The following is a 17,221-nucleotide window of genomic DNA, read 5'->3' as shown; positions in this document are numbered from 1 at the left end:
GCGATGCCCGCATCCAGACTGCATCTCGTCAGGCACGGCGAGGTCTTCAACCCCGAGCACGTGCTGTACGGTCGCCTGCCCGGCTATCACCTGAGTGAAGCCGGGCGGGCGATGGCGCGGGCGGCCGCGGACCATGTGCTGAGCCTCGAGCGGCCGGTCAGCGCCCTGCGGTGCTCTCCGCTCGAGCGCACGCAGGAGTCGGCGGAGCCCTTCACCACCCTGTTCGGACTGGCCCCGGAGCTGGACGAGCGCATCATCGAGCCGTGGAACGTGTTCGAGGGCACGCAGATGCGCCGTGCCCTGATGAATCCGTGGAACTGGCGCCACCTGCGCCGCCCCTCGGTGCCGAGCTGGGGTGAGCCCTATGCCTCCGTCGCCGCGCGCATGCGCGACGCCATGGACGAGGCCTGGCACGGCGCCGACGACGGCGACGTGGTGTTCGTCTCGCACCAGGCGCCGATCTGGATCACGCACCTGTCGGTCGCGGGTCTGCGGCTCCGGCACGACCCTCGCACCCGGCGCTGCGCATTGAGCAGCGTGACCTCGTTCGAGCGCGTCGGCGACGTGTGGCGCGAGGTGGCCTACGCGGAACCGGCCGCGGCGGGCATCGACCTGGGCGCAGTCTGACGCCGTCGGCGCCTATCGGGCGGTTTCCGGCGACGTCAGATGTGCGGGCCGCGTGGATCCGGATGCGTGCGTGCGCCCGTGCGTCCGTGTGGTCCCATGCGGGTGCGGCAGGGGTTCGAGGTCGAAGGGATCCGCGTCGCGAGCGGGCAGCAGGTACCGGCGCTCGGCGGTCGCCGCGACCGGGACGAGTGCGCGGATCAGCGCAGCCCCGCGCACACCGGCCTCGCGCAGGGCCTCGACCTCGTCGGGGTTCAGGCCGACCGGCTGATCGCCGTTGCCGAGATCGGTCCCGTAGCGCACCGTCCCTCCGTGCGCGTGGAAGCGGCGCAGGTTGTCCAGGGCGATCCCGCGGGCGTCGCCCTCGTGGATCGCGAGCGTGGAGATCCAGGCGATCCGCCCCGCCTGGGCGGAGACCTCGGCGTCGCTCAGTCTCTCCGTGAACGGCGTGTGCGCGAGTGCCCTGACGCCGAGCCGCGGCATGCGCTGCGCCTCACCCGGGCCTTCGGCGTGAGCGACCACCGGGAGGCCATGACGGTCGGCGATGCGGACGATCGTCTGGAGCAGGTCATCGCCGAACACGGGCCCCGCCGTGCTGTTGCTGGCGATCTTGATGACCGAGGCTCCGGCCGCCTTCATCTCGGCGACGGCAGCCTCCGCGGAATCCGCGTCGGCGATCTCGCGGAAGGATCCCTCGGGCGCCCAGCTCCGATCGGAGGGGTATCCGCCGACCGGGGTCAGGAACGCACCCGCGAAGGACACCGCGATGCCCGGGGGGTCGGCCGCGATGGCCGCGATCGCTGCGGGAGCGGATCCGAGATCCAGCACTCGGCCGAGCAGGCCGCCCCGGTCGGCGACGCCGACGAATGCGGTCCCGAGGCGCGCCGGGTCCACGAGCTGCAGATGCACGTGGTGGTCCGTGAATCCGCCGATCACGCTGCCGTTCGTCACGCTCACGCCGTCACTGCCCGATCTCGGTGCGCACCGCGTACAGCTCGGGGAAGAAGGTCAGATCGAGGGCGCGCTGCAGGAAGTCGACGCCGCTGGATCCGCCCGTGCCGATCTTGCGGCCGATCGTCCTGGTCACCGTGCGCAGGTGCCGGAAGCGCCAGAACTGGAAGTTGTCCTCGACGTCGACGAGCTCCTCGCACGCCTCGTACAGGTCCCAGTGGTCGTGGGGGTTCTCGTAGATCTCGGTCAGCACGGGCACGAGCGAATCGTGCATCCGGTAGGGCTGGCGCACGTCGCGGTCGAGGATCTCCGCGGGGATCGGCAGGCCGCGGCGTGCGGCGAACCGCAGGAACTCGTCGTACAGGGTCGGCCGCTCGAGCTCCGCCGTGAGCATCGCGAGGTTCTCGGGGTGGGAGCGGAACACGCTCAGCATCCGCTCGTTCTTGTTGCCGAGCGCGAACTCGACGGCGCGGTACTGCACGGACTGGAAGCCCGAGGAGTTGCCGAGGTCGCCGCGGAACTGCGCGTACTCGGTGGGGGTGAGCGTCGCCAGCACCGACCACTGCTGCGTGAGCACCTCCTGGATGTGCTTGACGCGCGCCATGTGCTTGAGGGCCGAACGCAGGTCGTCTTCGGCGAGTCGGTCGCGCGCGGTGCCCAGCTCGTGCAGCACGAGCTTCAGCCACAGCTCGGTGGTCTGGTGCTGGATGATGAACAGCATCTCGTCGTGGTGCTCCGGCACGCTGACCGGGTGCTGTGCGCTGAGGAGCCGATCCAGGTCGAGGTACGACCCGTAGGTCATCCGATCCTTCAGATCGGTGACGATGCCCTCTTCGAGCGCCCGCTCGTTCGCGGTCGTGTTGTCCGGCACAGGCGACCTCCTTGTCGTTGAACATGTCCAGTATTTCATCGGCGCTTCGGAAGCGTCTGTGATCGGAGCCGACACTGCGTCCCAGGATTCGTCGCGATGCGCATTCGGAGGACTCGACCACCGGGCTAGGCTGATCATCGACAGCGCCTAGGGTTCCGGGGTTCGCCCGACTGGTCCGAGCGGCGCCACGTCGGGCCTTCGTAGGCCGGGCGTCATCTGAACGGACAAAAGCCTGGAGGAACCACGTCCGTCGCGCCCGCGGCGGACCGGAGGTTCCCATGTCGCTTCTCGCATTCGTCCTCGTCTTCTCGGCCGCTGTCGCCCACGCGAGCTGGAACGTGCTCGCCCACGGCGTGAGCCGCGCCGGCTACCCGTTCCTGTGGTGGGGTGCGGTCTCCAGCACCCTCGTCTGGATCGGCGCCGTGCCGTTCACCGGCGGCATCGGCACGGGCGACATCGGCGGGTTCGTCCTCGGCGTGCTGGTGTCGAGCGTGCTGCACGTGACATACATGGTGGTGCTGCAGCACGGCTACCGCGTCGGCAACCTCTCGACGGTCTACGCCACGGCTCGGGGAACGGGACCGTTCCTCTCGGTCATCATCGCCATGGTCCTCTTCGGTGAGCGCCCCGCACCGATCGCCTTGGTCGGCGTCGCCGTGGTGATCGCGGGGATCGTCGCGATCGGCTTCGTGGACCGGGCCGGGGCGCCCGACTTCGAGAGCTCGGGCTGCGCCGCCGCACGTCCCCGGATGGATCCCGGCCTGCTGTTCGGTCTGCTCACCGGGGTCTCGATCGCGGTCTACACGATCTGGGACGCCTTCGTGGTGCGTGCGCACGGCCTGTCGCCGGTGGCATTCATGGTCGGCACGGCGGCGATGCAGATCCCGTTCTACTCGGTCGCCGTGCGCGGGCGCTGGGCGGCGCTCGCAGCGTTCGGACGTCTCGAGTGGCGCCGGATCCTGGCCTTCGGGATCCTCTCACCGCTGTCGTACATCCTCGTCCTGTACGCGATCCGGATCGCCCCGGTCGCGCTCGTGGCGCCGCTGCGCGAGGTGAGCGTCGTACTGGTGAGCCTGTTCGGCGCGTTCGTGCTGCGCGAAGGGCGTCCGGCCCTGCGGGTCGGCGCCTCGGCCGTCGTCGTGGCCGGGATCGCGCTGCTCGCGGTCTGAGTGCAGCGGTGCGGTGGGGCTCAGCCGCCCACCGCGCGGAGGTACTGCCCGTCGGACGAGATGCCGGATCCGGAGACGGTGAACCGCACGATGCTGGAGAGGTAGCGGTCCTCGCTGGCCTCGAAGACGCGACCGTCGGCGTCGCGCGAGGTACGGCTGAGGCGCAGGATCGGGGTGCCCTGGGGCACCTGGAGCAGCGTGGCATCCTGCTCGTCGGCGGCGACCGCGTCGATCTCGTGCTGCAGACCCACGATCGGGTGGCCCTGCGAGGCCAGGAACTCGGTGATCGAGATCGCATCGGTGTCGACGCTGAACAGCAGGCGACCGACCTCCTCGGTGTAGAACAGCCGCTCGAGCATGGTGGGGCGATCGTCGAGGAACCGGAGCCGGACGACGCTGACGATCGTGTCGCCGGGATCCACGCCGAGCGCCTGCCCCTTCTCGGCCCCCGCTCTGCGCAGGCTCAGCTCCTGGGTGCGCGCGCCGGGGCGGGCGCCCAGCTCGCGGGCCCAGCGGGTGAACGGCACGGACACGTCGACGGCCTGCGTCGCCTTGCGCTCCACGACGCGTGCGGGCCTTCCGCGGGCTGTCTCGATGAGCCCCTCGGCGCGGAGCGCGGCCAGAGCGTTGCGGATCGGGCCGCGCGAGGTGCTCCAGCGCTCGGCGAGCTCGGCCTCGGTCGGCACCGCGTCGCCGGGGCGCAGTGCCCCCGACGCGATCCTGGCGCGCAGGTCGTCAGCGATCTGGGTGTAGACAACTTCGGGCACATAGGCATACTACTTCGTCGCTCCGCTCGGGCGCACCCCTGTTCCCATGGTGTTCATTCAGGCGAAGCTCGGGTGAACAGTCGGGGAACAGTGCCGAGGTAGGTATACATCTCGGCTTCGAGCTTGAGAGAGTCTTCGAGGATTCCCTCCGCACCTGAAACCCGAAAGGTCCTCATGAAGCTTCGCGCTCTCACCGTCGCAGCCGGCGCCGCCGTGCTCGCCCTCGGCCTCGCAGCGTGTTCCGGCGCCGCCGGTGCCGCCACCGGCACCGACGCGCCCGCCGCAGCGAACGGCGGCTACGCCGTCGACGCGAACACCCTCGTCTTCGGCGTCGTGCCCGACTCGGTCGACACCCAGACCAACTACCAGCCGCTCATGGACTACCTCGCCAAGGAGACCGGCAAGAAGGTCGAGTACCACGAGTCGACCGACTACGCCGCCCTCATCGAGGCCGCCGTCGCCGGCAAGGTCGACGTCGCCTCCTTCTCCGGCTTCACCTACATCACCGCCACCAACGCCGGCGCCAAGCTGACCCCGATCTCCTCGATCGTCACCAAGCAGGGCCAGGAGCCGGGCTACTACTCCGAGGCGATCGTGCCGAAGGGATCCTCGATCACCTCGATCAAGGACTTCAAGGGCAAGAAGGTCTGCTTCGTCGACCCGTCCTCGACCTCGGGCTACCTGTTCCCGAGCTACAACCTCCTCAAGGACGACATCGACCCCAAGACGGGTGTCACCCCGGTCTTCGCGGGCAAGCACGACGTCAGCGTGCAGAAGGTCGGCGAGGGCAAGGAGTGCGAGGCGGGCTTCGCCGAGGACTCCGAGGTCGCCAAGAGCGACAAGGTCACGGTCGTCGACAAGACGATGGTCCCCGGCGCGCCGCTCGTCTACTCCTCGGCGCTGCCGAAGGAGACCAGCGACAAGGTCGTGTCCGCGCTCAAGGAGATCACGATCGACGACATCGTGAAGGCCGGCATCAAGAACGCGGACAGCGACGCGTTCAAGGCGACCTTCTACGCCACCAAGCCGGTCGACGACAAGTACTACGACATCATCCGCGACATCTGCGAGAAGACCAAGGCCGACCAGTGCAAGAAGTGATCTGACTGATCCCTTCCCGGGCCGCCGGCACCGTCCGGCGGCCCTCCTGCCTACCCCGAACCAGGAGCGCACCCACCATGAGCACCCCCGCCTCGTCCGAGCCGGTCATCCGCCTCGCCGCCGTCACCAAGCAGTTCGGCGCCACCACCGCGCTCAAGGGCGCGGACCTCGAGGTCGCACGCGGCGAGATCGTCGTGCTCCTCGGGCTCTCCGGATCCGGCAAGTCGACGCTGCTGCGGCACCTCGACGGCCTGGAGACCCCGACATCGGGCTCCGTCGAGGTTCTCGGCTCCTCCGTGCCGGCGCTCAAGGGCAAGGCGCTGCGCAGCCTCCGCAGCCGAGTCGGCTTCATCTTCCAGCAGTTCGAGCTGGTGCCGTCGCTGACGGTGCTGGAGAACGTGCTGACCGGGTCGCTCTCGTCGGTGCGCGGCCCGCGCCTCGGCCTCTGGGGCTACGCGAAGGATGCGAAGCTGCGCGCCCTCGGCCACCTCGAGCGCGTGGGCCTGCTCGACCGCGCCTACCAGCGCAGCGACACCCTCTCCGGTGGCCAGCAGCAGCGCGTGGCCATCGCCCGCGCGCTCATGCAGCGCCCCGAGATCCTGCTCGCCGACGAGCCCGTCGCCTCGCTCGACCCCGAGTCGAGCGACCAGGTCATGGCGCTCATCCGCGAGATCGCGGCCGATCAGGGTCTGACGGTGGTGTGCAGCCTGCATCAGGTCGACCTCGCGATCAGCTGGGCCGACCGCATCGTGGGCCTCCGTCACGGCGAAGTCGTGCTGAACACGTCCACCACCGGTCTCAGCAAGGCCGAGGTCATGGAGATCTACGGCCGGGTCGCCACGACCACCGCCGACCTCACCGCGGTGACCACCGAGCTCATCGCGCAGGGGATCGCCGCCCCCGCCGAGACCGCCGCGCCGGCGGACGCATCCACCGGACACGGGATCGCCGCCTCCTCCGGGGCGCGCTCGTGACCGCAGTCGCCGCCCCTCGCCGCGAGGGCTACGTCGGCGGTCTGCTGTCGCGGGCGCCGAAGCGCCGGGTGTCACCCGAGCGGATCGCGGCATCGCTCACGCTCATCGCGCTCGTCGCGCTGGGCATCGCGTCTCTTGTGCAGAGCGGCTTCTCGCTCGCGGGCGTGTTCCAGAGCTGGGGCAATGCGCAGCGCTTCATGACCCGTGTGGGGGCCCTGACCTTCCCCGCGCCGCTCGACCTGCTCTGGCTGATCGCCCTCACGGTGGGCCTGGTGCTGGTCGGCACGCTCGTCGCCGCCGTCCTCTCGGTGCCGATCGCCTACCTCGCCGCCGCGAACACCACGCCCGGACCCGTGTGGCGCGGGATCGCCCGGTTCATCGGCGTGCTCACCCGCTCGATCCCCGACGTCGTGCTGGCCATGGCGTTCGTGCTCATGTTCTCGCTGGGCACCCTGCCCGGCATCCTCGCGATCGGGATCCACTCGATCGGCATGATCTCCAAGATGTTCGCCGACGCCATCGAGCAGATCGACGAGGGGCCGCGGCTCGCGATCCGCGCGGCCGGCGGCACGAAGCTGCAGCAGTTCACCGCGGGTGTGCTGCCTCAGGTGCTGCCGAGCTGGGTCGCGACCGTGCTGCACCGCAACGACATCAACCTGCGCGGCAGCGTCGTGCTCGGCTACGTCGGCGTCGCGGGCCTGGGCCTCGAGATGTCGTACGCGTTCAAGGCGCTCAACTACGGACGAGGTCTCGGGATCGCGGTCGTGATCTTCGTGCTCTGCGTCGTGATGGAGATCATCTCGAGTGCCGTGCGCGGCGCGATGCTCGGCGAGACCGCGCAGACGCGCTCGTGGATCGACCGGATCCTGCACCCGCGCTTCCGCCGCACCGCCGAAGCCGCGAGCGGCAGGGCCGCGGCCGCGAAGCCGGCCTGGGCCGCGTCTCCCGCCGCAGCCGTGCGCCGGCCCTGGACCCGCGAGCGCCGCCGCAACACGATCGCCGGCTGGGTCGCCGTCGCGATCGTGATCGGCAGCCTCATCGTGTGCCAGATCCAGTGGAGCGACCTGATCACGGTGTGGGCGAAGATCCCCGAGACCGCCGCGAAGTTCTGGCCGCCCGACTTCGGCAACTACGACACCGCCGTCATGCTGGGCGCCATGCGCGACACCATCGCGATCGCGCTCGCCGCGACCGTGCTGACGCTGCTGCCCTCGCTGCTGCTCGGGTCGTTCGCGGCGCGCAACGTCGCCCCGAACGGCACGGTGCGCGGCATCGCCCGGTTCCTGCTCGTCGGCATCCGCGGCATCCCGGAGCTCATCCTCGCGATCGTGCTCATCGTGGTCACCGGCCTCGGTCCCACCGCGGGCATCGTCGCGCTCGCGATCGGAGGGATCGGCCTGCTCGGCAAGCTCGTCGCCGACTCGTTCGAAGAGGTCGACCGGGGTCCCGAGCGGGCGCTCCGCGCGGTCGGCGCCACCCGGCTGCAGACCTACTCGGCCGCGACCGTGCCGCAGGGCACGCGCGCGCTCATCGGGCACAGCTTCTACATGCTCGACACGAACATCCGCGCGGCGACGATCCTCGGCATCGTCGGCGGCGGCGGGGTGGGCTACTACCTGCTGAACGCCGGGCAGGGCTCGCGATACGAGGTGGTCACGGCGATCGTGCTGATGATCCTCGCCACGGTGCTCGTGGTCGAGGGACTGGCGATGTGGATGCGGAGGGTGTTCCGATGACGGCTTCTTCCCTGGATCGGTTCGACGTCGCGATCGTCGGATCCGGCATCGTCGGACTCGGCGCGGCATACGCGGCCGCGCGGCGAGGGCTGCGCGTCGTGGTCGTGGACCGCACCGACCGCCCCGTGGGCGCCACGATCCGCAACTTCGGCCACCTCTGCATCGGGGCGCAGGACGGACCGGCGCGCGCCTACGGCGAGGCGTCCCGCGGCATCTGGCTCCGCCTCGCGGCCGAGGCCGGTTTCTGGGCGCGGGAGAGCGGCACGCTCGTCGTCGCCCGGGCCGAGGACGAGCGGACGCTGCTGGAGGAGGCCGCACGCGCCGAGGCGGAGGCCGAGGGCGGCATCCGCCTGCTCTCGCCCGCCGAGGTGACCGCGCTGGCCCCGGTGCGCGCGGAGGTCGTGCACGCCGGCGCGCTCGTGGCCGGCGATCTGCAGGTGAACCCGCGGGAGGCCGCCGGCGCGATCGTGCGGCACCTGGTCGCGCTCGGCGTCGAGTTCCGCTTCCGCACCGCGGTCACCGAGGTCGGCACGGGGCTCGTCCGCACGACCCGCGGCGACATCGAGGCGAGCGACGTGGTCGTGGCCGTGAATCACGACGTCGACCAGCTGCTGCCCGCACTCGCCGAGCGCGCGGGCGTGATCCGCTGCGCTTTGGACATGATGCGCGTCTCGGCCGATCTGCCGTCGCCGCTGCAGGCGCCCCTGCTCACCGGCTGGTCGCTGGTGCGCTACCGCCGGTTCGCGGGCCTCGGCGCTGCGACGGCGCTGCGCGAGCGGCTGCACGCCGAGCGCCCTGAGCTGGCTGCGCTCGATCTGAACCAGATGTACACGCAGCTGCCCGACGGGACGCTGCTGCTCGGCGACTCGCACCACAAGGCGGTGCAGCCGGGTCCGTTCCAGCCCGAGGCCGCGTTCGACGCGTTCCTCGCCGAGGCGCGAGAGCTCTTCGATGTCGGCGGGATGAGGGTGCTCGAGCGCTGGCAGGGCGTGTACGCCGCCGCGGGCGAGGAGTTCCTCATCGAGCAGGTCGCCCCGCGCGTGCTCGCGCTCGCGGCGACCACGGGCATCGGCATGACCACGGGGCTGGGCCTCGCCGAGATCGAGACCGCCCGCGTCCTCGGCTGGGGCGGATCCGGATCCGTCGGCGCCGAGACGTCCGCCTTCGTCGGCGGCGCACAGACACCCGCCATCGTCGGCGGCACAGGAACGACCGCCACCGTCGGCGGCATCGCACAGGAGGAGAACGCATGAACCCGCACACCCCGATCGAACTGGTCGTGCTCGACATGGCAGGGACCACCGTGCTCGACGACGGCATCGTGGAGCAGGCGTTCCAGCGTGCGGCCGAGCGCACCGGGGTCGCGACCCGGATCGGCTGGGACGCGGCGCTGCAGTACGTGCGCGACACGATGGGGCAGTCGAAGATCGACGTGTTCACGCACCTCGCCGACGGCGACGTGGCGGCCGCCGAGCGCGCCACCGCGCAGTTCGAGGCCGCCTACGCGGAGATCGTGGCGGAACAGGGCGCGACGGAGATCTCCGGCGCGGCCGATGCCATCCGCGCGCTGCGCGACGCCGGCCTGAAGGTCTGGCTGACCACCGGGTTCGCCCCGGTCACCCGTGACGCGCTCCTGGACGCGCTGGGCTGGCACGACCTCGTCGACGGCGTGCTGAGCCCGGTCGACGCGGGTCGCGGACGTCCCACCCCCGATCTCGTGCTCACCGCGCTGCTGCGCGCCGGAGCGTCGTCGGTCCAGGCGGTGGCCGTCGCCGGTGACACCGTGAGCGACGTGCAGTCGGGCCGCCGTGCCGGTGCCGGCTTCGTGGCGGGTGTGCTGAGCGGTGCGCACGACGCGGTGGCGCTCGAGACCGCCGGCCCCGATGCGGTGCTGCCGGACGTGACGGCCCTGCTCGGCGCGCTCGCCGAGCGTGGGCTCGTCCCCGCGCTCGCGCCGGAGCCCGCAGACACCGTGTCGGCCCCCGCCGTTGCGCCGATCGCGGCCGGCTGACATGCGCGCGGCGCTGGTCCGCCCCGCCGAGGAGGTGCACCGGCACGACGTGCCGCTGCGGCCGGCCGCCGTCGCCATGGCCTGGCTCGGCGTCGGGATCCCGCACGAGGCGCTCGCGGTGCCGGGCGTCGCTCTGGCGCCCCACGATGTGCTCGTGGCGGTGGAGATGTCGACGATCTGCGGATCCGACATCCACACCGTGCAGGGACGCCGTCATGCGCCCACGCCTCTCGTGCTCGGGCACGAGAGCGTGGGCCGGATCATCGCGATCGGCGACGAGGGTGCGCGCTCGGTGGACGGCGGGGAGCTGCACGTCGGCGATCGCGTGGTCTGGTCGGTGACCGTCTCGTGCGGGCACTGCGACCGCTGCCTCGCGGGGATCGCGCAGAAGTGCCGGCAGCTCGCGAAGTACGGGCATGCGCGCATCGAGCCGCGCTGGGAGCTCACCGGCGGTTTCGCCGGGCACGTGCACCTGCGTGCCGGCACCGGGATCGTGCGCGTGCCGGAGGCGTTGCCGGCCGCCGCGCTCGCGCCCGTCTCCTGCGCCACGGCGACCGCCTGGGCGGGCGTCGCGCGCGGTGCCGCGCTGCGGGGTCGCCGGCTGCCGGATCCGTCCCCGTCCGCGGGACAGGAAGCGGAAGTGCTCGCGTGCGAGCGGGTTCTCGTGCTCGGTGCGGGACTGGTCGGCCTGACCGCGGCGGTGATCGCCGCGGAACTGGGCGGACGCGTGCAGATCGCGGATCCCGACCCGGCTCGCCGCGCCTTCGCGGAGCGGTTCGCGCTCACCGCGATCGCCCCGGACGATGTCGCGGAGGAGGCGTTCGATCTCGTGATCGAGGCCTCGGGGCACGCGGTGCGCGGGGCCCTGGACGCGGTCGACGTGGGCGGCGCCGTGGTGCTGCTGGGCAGCGTCTTCCCCGCGGATCCGGTGCCGCTCGACGCCGAGCGCATCGTGCGCGGGCTGGTGACCGTGGCCGGGGTGCACAACTACACCGGCGCGGAGCTGCACGCCGCGGCCGCATTCATGGCGGGCCGTGGGCGCGCGCACCCGTTCGCGGACGCCGTGGGCGCCGTGCATCCGCTCGCCGCCGTCGATGCGGCGCTCGTGCAGGCGGCCGCCCCGGGGGCTCCGCTGCGGGTCGGGCTCACCCCGCGCTGAGCCCCGGCCACGGCTTGGGGGCGTCGATCGACGACGCGCGCAGCGCGAGGCAGACGAAACGGGGTGCTCTCGCGAGCCGGGTTTCGTTTCGCTCGGCCTTCGGCCGTGCTCGCTCGACGACCCCGTGTGAAGAGCCCTCGGAACGTGCCAGGCTTGAGGGGTGAACTCCCAGGAACCGCGGCAGCAACCCGCTCTCGGCGTGCTGCTGGTCGTCGGATCCTGCCTGTCCCTGCCTTTCGGCGCGGCCGTCGCCACGACGATCTTCCCGGCCCTCGGGTCGTGGGGCGTCACCGGGCTGCGCGTGCTCATCGCCGCGATCGTGGTGTGGATCATCGCGCGCCCGCGCCTCGGCCGGTGGAACCGCGCGCAGTGGACCGCCGCCGTCCTGTTCGGCGTCTCGATCGCGGCCATGAACGGCACCTACTACGCCGCGATCGACCGCATCCCGCTCGGGCCCGCGGTCGCGATCGAGTTCCTCGGCCCGCTGGTGCTGGCGGCCCTGCTCACACGGCGCCTGGCCGACGCGGTCTGGGTGGGGATCGCCCTGATCGGCATGGCGTTGCTCGGCGTCGACGGCCTCACCGGCGCGGAGGCGCTCGACCCCTGGGGCGTGCTGTTCGCCCTCATCGCGGCCGGATTCTGGATCATGTACATCCGCATGAGCACCCGCGTCGGCGCGCTCACCACGGGAACCGAGGGGCTGGCGGTCGCCCTCGCCGTGGCCGCCGTGCTGCTGCTGCCGTTCGGGGTGCCTGCCGCCGTCACCGCGGTCGGCGATCCGCGGGTGCTGGGGCTCGCGGCACTCACCGCGCTGCTGGCCTCGGTGATCCCGTACATCCTCGAGCTGGCCGCGCTGCGCCGGCTGCCGCAGCGGGTGTTCGGGATCCTGCTCAGCCTCGAGCCGGTTTTCGCGACGATCGCGGGGCTGCTGGTGCTCGGACAGCAGGCGTCGCCGCTGCGGCTCGCCGCGATCGCGCTGGTGGTGATCGCGAGCATCGGCGTCACCGCAGGAGCGCGGCGTCGGCGCGGTGCAGGGCCCGACGAGGAGCCGCCGTCGCCGCTGACCGGATCCATCCCGGTCGTGCCGGACTGACAGGTGGGCCCACCGTCGGCATCGCTCGTCACACGCGCCGACCGTATCGCGGCCAGGCGTAGCCTCGGGAGCATGAGCGCGCTCACCGACCTCCTCGGCATCCGCACCCCCGTCGTCCTCGGGCCGTTCGGCGGGCTCAGCTCGATCCCGCTCGTCGCGGCGGTCAGTGCGGCGGGAGGCCTCGGATCGTACGGGCTCTACGGCTACGACGCGGAGCGGATCCGCGCGACCGTCGCAGGGATCAGGGCGGCGACCCGCCGGCCGTTCGCGCTGAACATCTGGCTGCCCCTGGGCGACGAGGTCGAGCCCGGGGCCGAGCACGACGGCTATGCGGCGGCGCTCTCACCGTTCTTCGCCGACGTGGGAGCCGAGGTGCCGGCCCGGCCCGTGGCGTATCTGCCGTCGCTCGAGGAGCAGCTCGCCGCGATCCTCGAGGCGGCTCCGGCCGTGCTCAGTGTCGTGTTCGGCGTGCCCTCGGCATCACTCGTCGATGACGCGCATCGCCGCGGGATCCGCGTGATCGGCACCGCGACGACCGTCGCCGAGGCGCGCGCCCTCGCCGAGGGCGGGGTGGACGCGATCGTCGCCACCGGCGCCGAGGCCGCGGGGCATCGTGTGTCGTTCCTGCGGCCGGCCGAGGAGTCGCTGGTCGGGCTGTTCTCGCTCCTGCCGCAGGTCGTGGATGCGGTCGACGTGCCGGTGATCGCCGCAGGCGGGGTCTCGGACCGGCGCGGCGTCGCCGCTGCCTTTGCGCTCGGCGCGCAAGGCGTGCAGGTCGGCACCGCCTTCCTCGGCACGGCGGAGTCGGCGGCGAACGACGCGCACCGCGCCGCGATCCGCGCGACACCCGCCGAGGGCACCGTGCTCACTCGGGCGATGAGCAGCCGGCTCGCACGCGGAGCACGCAACCGGGTGGTCGCCGAGATCGAAGCGGCCGGATCGATCGCCCCGTTCCCGGCGCAGAACTGGATCACCGGACGCTTCCGCACCCCCGCCGGGCAGCAGAACAGGGGCGAGCTGCAGTCGCTGTGGATGGGGCAGTCGGCGCCGCTGGCCCGCTACGAGACCGCCGCCGCGGCTTTCGCGGAGCTGGCCGCGGGCGTTCCGAGCGCCTGAGGCGGTACCGCGCCCGAGGTGCCGGGTCGCCGTCCGGCCTCAGAGGATGACGGTCGAGCGGCCGTGCACGATGACGCGGTCGTCGGCGTGCCACTGCACGGCCCGCGCGAGCACGAGGCGCTCCACGTCGGCGCCGCGGCTCTGCAGTTCGGCGGCCGACTCGGCGTGCGTGACGCGGGTGACGTCCTGCTCGATGATCGGCCCCTCGTCGAGGTCCGCCGTGGCGTAGTGCGCGGTGGCGCCGATCAGCTTCACCCCGCGATCCTTGGCACGGGCATAGGGGTTCGCGCCGATGAACGCCGGCAGGAACGAGTGGTGGATGTTGATCACCGGAGCGCCGAGGCTCCCGATGAACTCGTCGGTGAGGATCTGCATGTAGCGCGCGAGGACGACCAGATCCACGTTCCCCTGCAGCAGCTCGAGCTGGCGCCGCTCCATCTCGGCCTTGCCCTCGGCGCCCGAACCGGCGGGGATGTGCACGAACGGCACCCCGAACGAGCGCACCGACTCGGCCAGATCCGGGTGGTTCGAGACGACCATGGTGACATCGATGTCGAGCTGGCCGCGCTGGGTGCGCCAGAGCAGCTCCATGAGGCAGTGGTCGTACTTGGACACGAAGATCGCGACGCGCTTGCGCTTGGAGGCGTCGTGCAGCGACCACTCCATGCCGAAGCGCTCGGCGACCGCGGCGAGGTCGGCCTCGAGAGCCGGGCGTGCGGCGGCGAGGCCGTCGCGGTGGATGACCGTGCGCTGGAAGAAGCGCCCGCCGGCGGCGTCGGTCGAGTGCTGATCGAGGGAGATGATGTTGGCCTGGTGCGCAGCGAGCACTCCGGCGACGGCGGCGACGATGCCGGGCTGGTCGTCGCACGCGATCAGCAGTCGTGCGGTGTCGGGCTGCGCCATGGCGTCGTCTCCTTGCAAGGGGGTGTGCGTCGATTCTGCCGCGCCCCGGCGCACGAGGCGAATCGCGACCGCAACCTGCGGGTCGGCCGCGGGCTTCGTGCGCGCAGACGACGGAAGGGACCCGGGCGCGGGGCCCGGATCCCTTCCGTCGAGGATCCGTGGTCGGATCCGCTGCGATCAGTTCCCGGAGAACTCCGCCAGGCTCAGCGTCTGGTCGCCGGGCCGGGTGAACAGGCCCGCCTGCCCGCTGCTCGAGCCTCCGTGGGACGCCGGCTTGTCCCAGGTGCGGCCCGGAGTCGTCGCGGCCGTGGACGTGTCGATGCCCAGCACGAGCCCCGAGTAGCGGTTCACGAGCCGGACGGATCCGGTCGCCTCACCGCTCGTCGGATCGGTGTTCGGCACGACGAACCACTGCTGCCCGACGCCGGCCGATGCCTTGTCCGTGAGCGTCAGGCCCGCGCCCCAGGCCCGACCGGCCGTGGACGAGGCGTCGACGCCGAGGAGCGCCCCGGCCTGGGTTGCGATCGTGTACGCGCCGTCGCCGGTCGCCGTGAACGTCCATGCGCCGTTCTTGCGGTTCACGGATCCGGCCGTCGTCAGCTTCTTGCCGTTGCCGGACGCCGAGAGCTTGCGTCCGTCGGCGTTGGCGATCGTGTAGGCCTTCGTGGTGTCGACCGCGGAGGCCGGCGAGACCGAGGGGCCGGCGTCGATCGTGATGTTGGCGAGCTGCGCATAGGCATCGCCCATGCAGCCGAACGAGCAGTACGACCGGAACGACTTGCCGACGATCGCCGAGCTCGTCTTGTTGGCCGGATCGACGAACCACCGGTACCAGGAGGCCGTGGTGTACGCGGAACCGGTGTCACCGAGACGGAACCACTTCTGCGTCGCCAGGTTCTTCGTGGCGTAGAACTCCTGCGGCGCCTTGCCCGACTGGTCTGGGTTCTGCGGCTGTCCGATGTACAGGCCGAGGTAGGCGTCGTACGTGACGTCCATCACGAACAGCGGCGAGGTCGCCGGCATCTGCCCGTTCTTGATCTGCTGCTGCGCCGTGCCCGGGGTGTTCGGGTCGTACTCCTTCTCGACCGGTGTGTAGCCGGTCTCGGTGTCGTCGGCGACGGGGACCATGTTGCTCTCCTTGCCGGAGATGCCGGGTTCGGTCCAGGCGCCGTCGTACCACTTCTGCCAGGTGCCGGTCGCCATCTTGCCGGAGATCGGGGCGCGGGCGACGTGCTCGTAGAAGGCCACCCAGCTGCCGGTCTTGTTCACGACGCGGGAGCCGTAGAACGCATAGAAGTAGCCGGAGGCGTGGTCGACGTACAGGCGCGGGTCACCGTCGCCGTAGTAGTACGTCTGCTGCGGGAACGCCGTGGTGTCGCCGCGGGTCGTGCTGTAGGGCGAGGTGATCGCATGCCCGGGGATGGTCCAGGTCTTGCCCTTGTCGGTCGAGACCGCGTAGTCGATCGCGTCGTAGTGCAGCCCGTCGCCGAAGGGCTTGGGGGTGAACTCGTTGTGCACGAGGCCGTACCAGTCGCCAGAGTCGGGGTCGACCCACATCTGGGTGATGTCGCAGTAGTTCGGCTGCGTGTAGCTGGATCCTGCCGGCGCCTTCGTCGACTCCACGCCGGTCGGGCTGGCGTTGCAGAAGTCGGTCGTATCCGGGTTGGTGCCGGCGGCGTTGAGCGCATCGTTCGGCTTCGCCGTGTCGAAGTTCGAGCCGGTGTACCAGTTCCACTGCCGGATGTCGCCGTTGCTGCCGTCGGGCTCGTTGTAGTAGTTCGCGTGCGACTCGCCGAAGTGGAACGTGCCGTCGGCGTCGATGAACGGGCTGGCCGGGGTGTCGTCCGGGTACTGCCAGGTGCTGTCGTCGACGGAGTCGGTCGTGACCGTCGCCGCTGCGGGCTTGGGCGTCGGGGTGGGCGTCGGGGTCGGGGTGGGCGTGACGATCGGGTCGGTCGTGTAGACGACGATCTCGGAGGCCGAGGCGTTGTTCGACCCGTTCACGGCGTCCAGGACCTTGAACTCGACGTAGCGCGCCGACACCGGCTGGGCGAAGGTGACGTACTGGACCTGCGTGTTGCTCGTGGGCTGCGAGAACGTCGCCGCGCCCGCGGGCGTCCAGCCGCTGTTCCTGCCGTCCTTCGCGACCGCCGGGTCGTTCGTGGTCAGCACCTGCACGTCCTTGGCGGGGCCGTTGCCCTGCACCTTGACGGAGTAGCCGAGACCGGTGAGGAGGTGCGGGGCGCCGATGTCGAACGTGAGGTAGTGCGGCATCGGATCCGGCGTGCCGCCGTTGTAGTTCGACGCCCACTGGGTCGAGTAGTCGCCGTCGAACGCGCCCTTCGCGGTGCCGTCGAGCGAGGGCGGTGCGGGGTATGGCGCCGACTCGGAGTCGACGTCGAGCAGCGTGTAGCCCGTGTCGGGGATCGCGGCACCGGCGGGCGGCGCGGCGTCGGCATGGGCCGCGGACACGGCGCCGAGGCTCAGCGTCGTCGCGGCGATCGCGAGCGCTGCGCCCCCGGCGAGAAGGCCCCGCGGTGTGCGGGGGAGGGACAGGATCTGTGGAGGCATCGGTCTTCCTTGCTGCGTCGTTGAGGCGGGGAGAACATCGGCCACGGTACCCCCAAGTTATCGCTAACATCAAGAAGATTCCGCGAATTGCAACGCGTGATCGCCATCACGAGATATCGCAAACATCGTCGATGGCGCCGAGGGTGGCCGCGTGTGCGAGGCGGAGAGGCGGCCC

The 17,221-nt window shown here is 71.3% G+C and carries 15 protein-coding genes; 10 read left to right on the top strand and 5 right to left on the bottom strand.

The annotated features are described in order from the left end of the window. Nucleotides 1–3 precede the first annotated feature (3 nt). The gene (locus ACFWCK_RS02945) at nucleotides 4–627 is read left to right on the top strand and encodes a histidine phosphatase family protein (RefSeq protein WP_378804459.1); all 624 of its coding nucleotides are present in this window, start codon (nucleotides 4–6) and stop codon (nucleotides 625–627) included. A 12-nt stretch (nucleotides 628–639) separates the two neighbouring features. Here the strand turns inward: ACFWCK_RS02945 and ACFWCK_RS02940 are convergent, their stop codons facing one another. Together ACFWCK_RS02940 and kynA are read right to left on the bottom strand one after the other, a co-directional pair. Further along, on the bottom strand, nucleotides 640–1,575 hold the full coding sequence (locus tag ACFWCK_RS02940; RefSeq protein ID WP_378804458.1) for a hydrolase: 936 nt from the start codon (nucleotides 1,573–1,575) through the stop codon (nucleotides 640–642). A 10-nt stretch (nucleotides 1,576–1,585) separates the two neighbouring features. Next, complete coding sequence (kynA, locus tag ACFWCK_RS02935; protein WP_258133305.1) at nucleotides 1,586–2,446, bottom strand: tryptophan 2,3-dioxygenase; 861 nt, start codon at nucleotides 2,444–2,446, stop codon at nucleotides 1,586–1,588. A 278-nt stretch (nucleotides 2,447–2,724) separates the two neighbouring features. Here kynA and ACFWCK_RS02930 point away from each other — a divergent pair, with 278 nt between their 5' ends. After that, nucleotides 2,725–3,615: a hypothetical protein gene (locus ACFWCK_RS02930; RefSeq protein ID WP_378804456.1), complete on the top strand. Its 891-nt coding sequence runs from the start codon at nucleotides 2,725–2,727 to the stop codon at nucleotides 3,613–3,615. A 20-nt stretch (nucleotides 3,616–3,635) separates the two neighbouring features. Here the strand turns inward: ACFWCK_RS02930 and ACFWCK_RS02925 are convergent, their stop codons facing one another. Beyond that, complete coding sequence (locus tag ACFWCK_RS02925) at nucleotides 3,636–4,382, bottom strand: GntR family transcriptional regulator (protein WP_233310216.1); 747 nt, start codon at nucleotides 4,380–4,382, stop codon at nucleotides 3,636–3,638. Nucleotides 4,383–4,556: 174 nt separating this feature from the next. Between ACFWCK_RS02925 and ACFWCK_RS02920 the strand changes: the two genes are divergently transcribed. The 8 genes from ACFWCK_RS02920 (at nucleotide 4,557) to ACFWCK_RS02885 (ending at nucleotide 13,572) form a co-directional block, all read left to right on the top strand. Then, complete coding sequence (locus ACFWCK_RS02920; RefSeq protein ID WP_233310218.1) at nucleotides 4,557–5,483, top strand: phosphate/phosphite/phosphonate ABC transporter substrate-binding protein; 927 nt, start codon at nucleotides 4,557–4,559, stop codon at nucleotides 5,481–5,483. A 77-nt stretch (nucleotides 5,484–5,560) separates the two neighbouring features. Further along, a complete protein-coding gene (gene phnC / locus ACFWCK_RS02915) occupies nucleotides 5,561–6,457 on the top strand; it encodes a phosphonate ABC transporter ATP-binding protein (protein ID WP_378804455.1) in 897 nt (298 codons plus the stop codon). Continuing rightward, complete coding sequence (gene phnE, locus ACFWCK_RS02910; protein ID WP_378804454.1) at nucleotides 6,454–8,193, top strand: phosphonate ABC transporter, permease protein PhnE; 1,740 nt, start codon at nucleotides 6,454–6,456, stop codon at nucleotides 8,191–8,193. Before phnC ends, phnE begins: the two co-directional genes overlap by 4 nt. After that, nucleotides 8,190–9,446 carry a TIGR03364 family FAD-dependent oxidoreductase gene (locus tag ACFWCK_RS02905; RefSeq protein ID WP_378804453.1) on the top strand — a complete coding sequence of 419 codons (1,257 nt, stop codon included), beginning with the start codon at nucleotides 8,190–8,192 and terminating at the stop codon, nucleotides 9,444–9,446. Before phnE ends, ACFWCK_RS02905 begins: the two co-directional genes overlap by 4 nt. Beyond that, nucleotides 9,443–10,204: an HAD family hydrolase gene (locus tag ACFWCK_RS02900; protein WP_378804451.1), complete on the top strand. Its 762-nt coding sequence runs from the start codon at nucleotides 9,443–9,445 to the stop codon at nucleotides 10,202–10,204. The genes ACFWCK_RS02905 and ACFWCK_RS02900 overlap by 4 nt, the downstream gene beginning before the upstream one ends. 1 nt (nucleotide 10,205) lies before the next feature. Further along, the gene (locus ACFWCK_RS02895; protein ID WP_378804450.1) at nucleotides 10,206–11,363 is read left to right on the top strand and encodes an alcohol dehydrogenase catalytic domain-containing protein; all 1,158 of its coding nucleotides are present in this window, start codon (nucleotides 10,206–10,208) and stop codon (nucleotides 11,361–11,363) included. 160 nt (nucleotides 11,364–11,523) lie between these two features. Beyond that, nucleotides 11,524–12,456: a DMT family transporter gene (locus ACFWCK_RS02890; protein ID WP_233310225.1), complete on the top strand. Its 933-nt coding sequence runs from the start codon at nucleotides 11,524–11,526 to the stop codon at nucleotides 12,454–12,456. 72 nt (nucleotides 12,457–12,528) lie between these two features. Next, the gene (locus ACFWCK_RS02885) at nucleotides 12,529–13,572 is read left to right on the top strand and encodes an NAD(P)H-dependent flavin oxidoreductase (protein WP_378804449.1); all 1,044 of its coding nucleotides are present in this window, start codon (nucleotides 12,529–12,531) and stop codon (nucleotides 13,570–13,572) included. 39 nt (nucleotides 13,573–13,611) lie between these two features. Here ACFWCK_RS02885 and purU read toward each other — a convergent pair whose 3' ends face one another. Further along, nucleotides 13,612–14,475, bottom strand: a complete 864-nt coding sequence (gene purU / locus ACFWCK_RS02880; protein ID WP_378804448.1) for a formyltetrahydrofolate deformylase — start codon at nucleotides 14,473–14,475, stop codon at nucleotides 13,612–13,614. A gap of 177 nt (nucleotides 14,476–14,652) precedes the next feature. Next, nucleotides 14,653–17,046 (bottom strand): discoidin domain-containing protein, encoded by a 2,394-nt coding sequence (locus tag ACFWCK_RS02875; protein ID WP_378804447.1) that lies wholly within the window; start codon nucleotides 17,044–17,046, stop codon nucleotides 14,653–14,655. Nucleotides 17,047–17,221 lie beyond the last annotated feature (175 nt).

The organism is Microbacterium sp. NPDC060117 (genome assembly GCF_042729315.1).
In the GTDB taxonomy this organism is placed as follows: domain Bacteria; phylum Actinomycetota; class Actinomycetes; order Actinomycetales; family Microbacteriaceae; genus Microbacterium.
This window is presented reverse-complemented; position numbering and strand designations above follow the sequence as displayed.